Origin of the sequence: Frankia sp. AvcI1 (assembly GCF_001420875.1) — a bacterium.
Lineage (GTDB): Bacteria > Actinomycetota > Actinomycetes > Frankiales > Frankiaceae > Frankia > Frankia alni.
Window position 1 is genome coordinate 10,426 of the sequence record NZ_LJFZ01000056.1, and the last position, 5,620, is coordinate 16,045.

Genomic DNA, 5,620 nt, shown 5'->3' on the forward strand with positions numbered 1-5,620 from the left:
CCGACCGATAGACGGGTGAGCTGATCGCGTTGCGGTGACATGCTGGTCGCGAATCCGTTCAGCGAGACCGGCAATCACCCGCCGGGCGGCCTGGCCGCGTGGCCGGNCCCGCAGGAGATGGTGTCGGTCGTCCGTCCCGACGGCCGACACCATCGACCGGTCCCCTAGAGCCGGCGGGCGAGGATCCGGTAGGCGTTCGCGCGCGAGCCCGACGTCAGGTAGGGCCGGCTCACCTCGTCCAGGACCAGGCCGCCCGCGAAGGCCGGCACCAGCGCCGCCGCGGTCAGGGCCCGCACGGCCCGTGCCCGGCGGGGAACTGCGGTGGTGCGCCAGGCGGCCGACGGCGACGGCGCGAGCCGTTGCAACAGGCCGTACAGGGCCATCACCGGGTCACCCTTCTGGTGCACCTCGCCGAAGCGGGTCTCCTGCACGGCGAAACCACGTTCCTGCAGTGCCGCAGCCACGTTGGCGGCGGGCATCAGGTGCTGGTGCTGCGGGATCAGCCAGCCCGGCCACAGCGCGCCGTACAGCCGGGCCGCCGGACTGTCGGGATTCGGCACCTCGATGAGCAGATGACCGCCCGGTTCCAGCACGGCGGCGGCCGCGTCCAGTTCGGCCCGCGGATCCCTCGTGTGCTCCAGGTAGTGGAACATGCTGATGATGTCGTAGCGCCCCTTGACCTCGGCGGCGAGCTCGGGGAAGAAACCGCGGTAGGCGTGGTCCACCCAACGCCGCCGGGCGGCCTCCTCGATGCCGGCGCCGATGTCCAGGGCGTCGAACCGGGTGCCGGGCCAGACGGTTCTCGCCACATTGCAGAAATGCCCGTGGCCGCCCCCTACGTCCAACCAGTTCCGGGGAGTCGGGATGGCCTGGCGGGCGCGGTCGAGGTAGGGCTCCGGGCTGAATCCGAACACCTCCTCCAGCGCCGTCGCGCCGAGCCCGTCGTAGAAGTCCCGGTAGTAGAACTCCAGCCCGTCGAGCGACAGGCGCGGATTCTGGAAGACATGGCCACAACCCGCGCACCGGTCGTACCGGAACTCGCCGGGTTTGCCCTGCGCCACATCGCGGCCGAGCAGGCGCGTGCTGAGCTCGCCGCCGCCGCACCATGGGCACGTGCTGCGCGGCCGCTCGAAGAAACGGTCGAGACCGTCGGCGAGATCCGCCCGGTAGGCGGCGCGCCGGCGGGCAAGCTCGGCCGGGTCCGGCCGCCCGGCCGGGCGGCCTACCAGAGTGGCCGCGCAGTCGACGGTGGCCGCGGAGCCGAGGGTGGCCGCGGAGTCCGGGGGAGCGTTGAGCTGTTCCCGCAGGCTGCCGACCGATCCCCGCACCTGCGCGGCGGCGATCCGGCGACGGGCGAGGGCGCTGCGGCGCAGGGTTCCCGAGGACACCCGCACCCGGCCCCCACCGACGATCACCGGTTGCAGCCAGGACATCCCCAGCGCGGCGAGAGNAGCCGGCGGATTGCTCGCCGCGCCGAGCAGGATCGCGCCGTCACGCAACGCGGGCAGGAAGAGCCGGGCGGGTTCCCAGGCGTAGGCGGCCCGCTGGACGGGCAGTCGGGTGGCACCGTCGTCCGGCGTCCGCCCGGCCAGCCCGGGCAGGACCGCGAGGTCGGTGCTGGCGGCGGCGTGCCGCTTGCAGACCTGGATCACCGCGACCAGTTCGGCGTCGGCGAGGTCGGTGAGTTCCGAGCGCTCGACGAGGCGGGGGTCGGCCGCGGCCGGGAGCCCGGTGCGCGCAAGCACCCCGCGGTCGACGAGGACCGCCTGGAACGCCCCGCGACCACGGGCGAGACGGGCCGTCCGGTAGGTCGCCGGCTCCACCATCCTTGCCAGGTCGAGGATCCGGTGCGCGGCCAGTTCCGCCGGGATCAGGTCGAGCACATCCAGCCCGTGTCGGTGGGCGTGCGCCTCGGCGGCGCGGCGCTGGCCCGGGGTGAGCGTCAGTCCGGGGACGGAGAGCAGGACATAAGGGGAGCTCCGCCCGGTGCCGGGCGCCTGGGGCGCGGCCTGCTCGCCCGCTCCGGTCTCGCCCGCTCCGGTCTCGCCTGTCTCGATCACCTCGAGGGCGTGTAGGCGGGCGTGCAGGCGGATGGTGTTCAGCCCGATCCCGATCCCCGACCACCACCGGTAGCCAGCCGCGGCGCGTCATCACCATGTGCACTCCTTCTGGCGGTCCGGTGGTGGTCACGGGCCGGTGTCGGGGGAGAAGCTCCCGAAAATACGCCCGGCCATCCGGCGGACCTCGGCGCGACCCGGGGTTGATCCGTCGGCGGACGATGACCGCCGACATCGTCCCCGGCCACGCGACATGCCGGCGACGAGCGAACCGACATGCCAGCCCGGCATGTCGGTGGGCGCGGGCCGAGCCGGCCTCGACGCCGACTCCGGCCGGGTGCGCGGGGGTGATCGTCGTCGAACCGGCGCGGGGGACTCACGGGTGGGGATCCGACCTCGGACACCCGCGTGTGGGTGGATTGAGGGGATCTCGGCCTGTGCCGTTCGCCGCGGCACAGCGGCCCGGCGCGGTGCCGAACCCCGCCGGGGCAGGGAGAGCTGAAGAGCGGGTGACCGGGATCGAACCGGCATGGCCAGCTTGGAAGGCTGGGGCTCTGCCATTGAGCTACACCCGCGAGGTGATCGAGGCGAGCTTACCCCGTAGGATAAGCGTGCAACGCCTCGGGGCGTAGCGTAGTGGCTAGCGCGCCTGCTTTGGGTGCAGGAGATCGGGAGTTCGAGTCTCCCCGCCCCGACCGATAGCCTCGGCGTGTCACCCCGTCCAACGTCGTACCAGGAGACCGCCGCGCCGTGAAGGCCACCAAGGAGACCCTCAGCCCGACCCGGGTCAAGCTCACCGTCGAGGTGCCCTTCGACGAGCTCAAGCCCTCGCTCGACGCCACCTACCGCAAGCTGGCCCGCCAGGTCCGCGTCTCCGGCTTCCGGCCGGGCAAGGTTCCACCGCGGATCCTCGACCAGCGGCTCGGTCGCGGCGTGATCCTGGACGAGGCCGTCCAGGAGGCGCTGCCGCAGCTCTACTCCGAGGCCGTGCAGGCCGAGGAGGTCGACGTGCTGTCGCGGCCCGAGGTGGACATCACCGAGTTCGCCGACGGCGGCCAGCTCGTGTTCACCGCCGAGGTGGACGTCCGTCCCGAAGTGGCGCTGCCGGAGTTCGCCGACCTGTCGGTCACGGTGGACGCCGTCGAGGTCACCGACGAGCAGGTCGAGGAGCAGCTCGGCGCGCTACGCGACCGGTTCGCCCAGCTTCAGCCGGTCGAGCGGGCGGTGCAGACGGGCGACTTCGTCTCGCTCGACCTGTCCGCGCAGGCCGACGGCAAGCCGATCGAGGGCGCCGAGGCGACGGGGCTGTCCTACGAGGTCGGCAGCGGCAACCTCATCGAGGGTCTGGACGAGGCGATCGTCGGTGCCGCCGACGGCGAGTCCCGCACGTTCACCACGGAGCTGCTGGCGGGCGACCAGGCGGGCCAGCAGGCCGAGGTGACCGCGACGGTCCGCGGGGTCAAGGAGAAGGAGCTTCCCGCCCTCGACGACGACTTCGCCACCACCGCCAGCGAGTTCGACACGCTCGACGACCTGCGCGGGGACGTACGCAGTCGGCTGGAGCAGTCGCGGCGCACCGAGNAGGTCGGGCAGGCCCGGGAGAAGCTGCTGGAGAGCCTGCTGGAGCGGGTGGAGGTGCCCGTTCCGGACTCCCTGCTCGCAGGTGAGATCGAGGCCCGGGAGCACCGGCTGTCCCACGAGCTGGAGAACATCGGCACCGACCGCGCGACCTACCTGGAGACGCTCGGCCAGACCGCCGAGGAGTTCGACGCCGAGGTCCGCGAGACCGCGGGCAAGGCGATTCGCTCCCAGTTCATCCTCGACGCGGTCATCGACGCCGAGTCGATCGGCATCGACCAGGGCGAGCTCATGGAGCAGGTGATCTACCGCGCCCAGCGCTCCGGCCTGCAGCCCGACGTCTACGCCCAGCAGCTCGCCCAGGGCGAGGGGCTGCAGGCGCTGATGGCCGACGTCCTGCGGACCAAGGCGCTGTTCCTGTTGCTCGAGAACGCCAAGGTCGTCGACGGGGAGGGCAACCCGGTGGAGCTCGCGCTCCCGGCCCGCCCGGCGCCGGACGCCGACGAGGACGACGACCACGCCGGCCACGATCACGAGGGCCACGATCACGCCGACCACGACCACGCCGACCACGACCACGCTGGCGACGACGCGGCAGCGGAGCCGGCCGAGGCACCGGCCGCGACCGCGGCGGTCGACAGCGGAGACCGCGACATCTGACCCTCGTGGCAGGCCGCGGGGCGGCTCGCGCCGCGGCGATCTCGGCTCTTCAGGCGGCCTCCGGACTCTGTCCGGGGGCCGTCTGGCGTTGCCGTCGGGCCCCCGGCGGACCCTCGCCGGTGCCCGGCGGGCGGGGTCGCGCGGGCGTCCGGACTGGCCGGTCCTCACGCCCAGCGCGAACATCGAGCCTGAAGGGCATGAACTTGCGCGTGTCACANATAGTGTCGAGCCGGTCAATCAGCCGCCCCATGTGAGGAAGCCGAGGAGCTGACCGTGAGTAACCTCGCAGTTCCGCGCCTACCAGTTCCGGGTCCGGAGCTCCGTTCGCCCGGCCAGGGTGGACCCGCCTTCGACGACCAGGTGTTCAACCGCCTGCTGGCCAACCGGATCGTCTTCCTCGGATCGGTGGTCGAGGACTCGATCGCCAACGCGATCTGCGCGCAGCTCCTGCTGCTCAACGCGGAGGATCCGACCCGGGACATCTTCCTCTACATCAACTCGCCGGGTGGGTCCGTGAGCGCCGGCATGGCGATCTACGACACCATGCAGTTCGTCGAGAACGATGTCGCGACCGTGTCGCTCGGCCTCGCCGCGTCGATGGGCCAGTTCCTGCTCTGCGCCGGGGCGCCGGNCAAGCGCTACTCGTTGCCGCACGCGCGGATCATGATGCACCAGCCGTCGGGAGGGATCGGGGGCACCGCCTCCGACATCGCCATCCAGGCGGAGCAGATGCTCTACACCAAGCGGATGATGCAGGAGCGCATCGCGTTCCACACCGGGCAGCCGATCGAGCAGATCNAGCGCGACTCCGACCGGGACCGGTGGTTCACCGCCGAGGAGGCCAAGGACTACGGGTTCGTCGACCACGTGGTCCAGCAGGCCCGCCAGGTTCCCAGCGAGGGGCCGGTGAGCTGAGCGGACACCCCGCTCACCGGACCNAACCCGTCATCCGTCCCCGGAGGCAGCCATCATGTTCCACGAGACGCTCTACCAGCAGATGAGGTCCGACCAGGCCCGTCAGGCCGCCGGCCAGCCGCAGGGCCGCTACGTCCTGCCGAACATCATCGAGAAGACCTCCCGCGGCGAGTACGGCATGGACCCGTACTCGAAGCTGCTCAAGGAGCGGATCGTCTTCCTCGGCGTGCAGATCGACGATGTGTCGGCGAACGACGTGATGGCGCAGTTGCTGTTCCTGGAGTCGGAGGATCCGGACCGGGACATCTCGATCTACATCAACTCGCCGGGTGGGTCGTTCACGTCGTTGACGGCGATCTACGACACGATGCAGTTCGTGCGGCCGGACATCTCGACGATCTGCATGGGGC

General features: G+C 71.5%; 4 protein-coding genes, 2 tRNA genes and 3 pseudogenes. 7 read left to right on the forward strand and 2 right to left on the reverse strand.

Going from position 1 to position 5,620, the window contains the following annotated elements:
- Window positions 1-164: 164 nt before the first annotated feature.
- A partial coding sequence (locus UK94_RS71825) for a class I SAM-dependent methyltransferase (RefSeq protein WP_235490859.1) occupies window positions 165-1,450 on the reverse strand: 1,286 nt, incomplete at its 5' end.
- Between the two features lie 1,111 nt (window positions 1,451-2,561).
- Window positions 2,562-2,632 (reverse strand) — tRNA-Gly (locus tag UK94_RS31295).
- Between the two features lie 47 nt (window positions 2,633-2,679).
- Here UK94_RS31295 and UK94_RS31300 point away from each other — a divergent pair.
- The 7 genes and pseudogenes from UK94_RS31300 to UK94_RS31315 form a co-directional block, all read left to right on the forward strand.
- Window positions 2,680-2,752, forward strand: a tRNA-Pro gene (locus UK94_RS31300).
- Window positions 2,753-2,807: 55 nt separating this feature from the next.
- Window positions 2,808-3,638: trigger factor (gene tig / locus UK94_RS71835; protein WP_235490861.1), on the forward strand; the 831-nt coding region annotated here is incomplete at its 3' end.
- 1 nt (window position 3,639) lies between these two features.
- Window positions 3,640-4,295, forward strand: a pseudogene (locus tag UK94_RS71840) (trigger factor); the annotation flags it as partial.
- 273 nt (window positions 4,296-4,568) lie between these two features.
- A partial coding sequence (locus tag UK94_RS71845; RefSeq protein WP_235490864.1) for an ATP-dependent Clp protease proteolytic subunit occupies window positions 4,569-4,926 on the forward strand: 358 nt, incomplete at its 3' end.
- Window position 4,927: 1 nt separating this feature from the next.
- Window positions 4,928-5,093 (forward strand): annotated as a pseudogene (locus UK94_RS71850) (ATP-dependent Clp protease proteolytic subunit); the annotation flags it as partial.
- Window position 5,094: 1 nt separating this feature from the next.
- Window positions 5,095-5,210, forward strand: a pseudogene (locus tag UK94_RS71855) (ATP-dependent Clp protease proteolytic subunit); the annotation flags it as partial.
- Window positions 5,211-5,292: 82 nt separating this feature from the next.
- Window positions 5,293-5,620, forward strand: a 328-nt coding sequence (locus UK94_RS31315; RefSeq protein ID WP_200912955.1) for an ATP-dependent Clp protease proteolytic subunit, incomplete at its 3' end; no start/stop codon positions are given.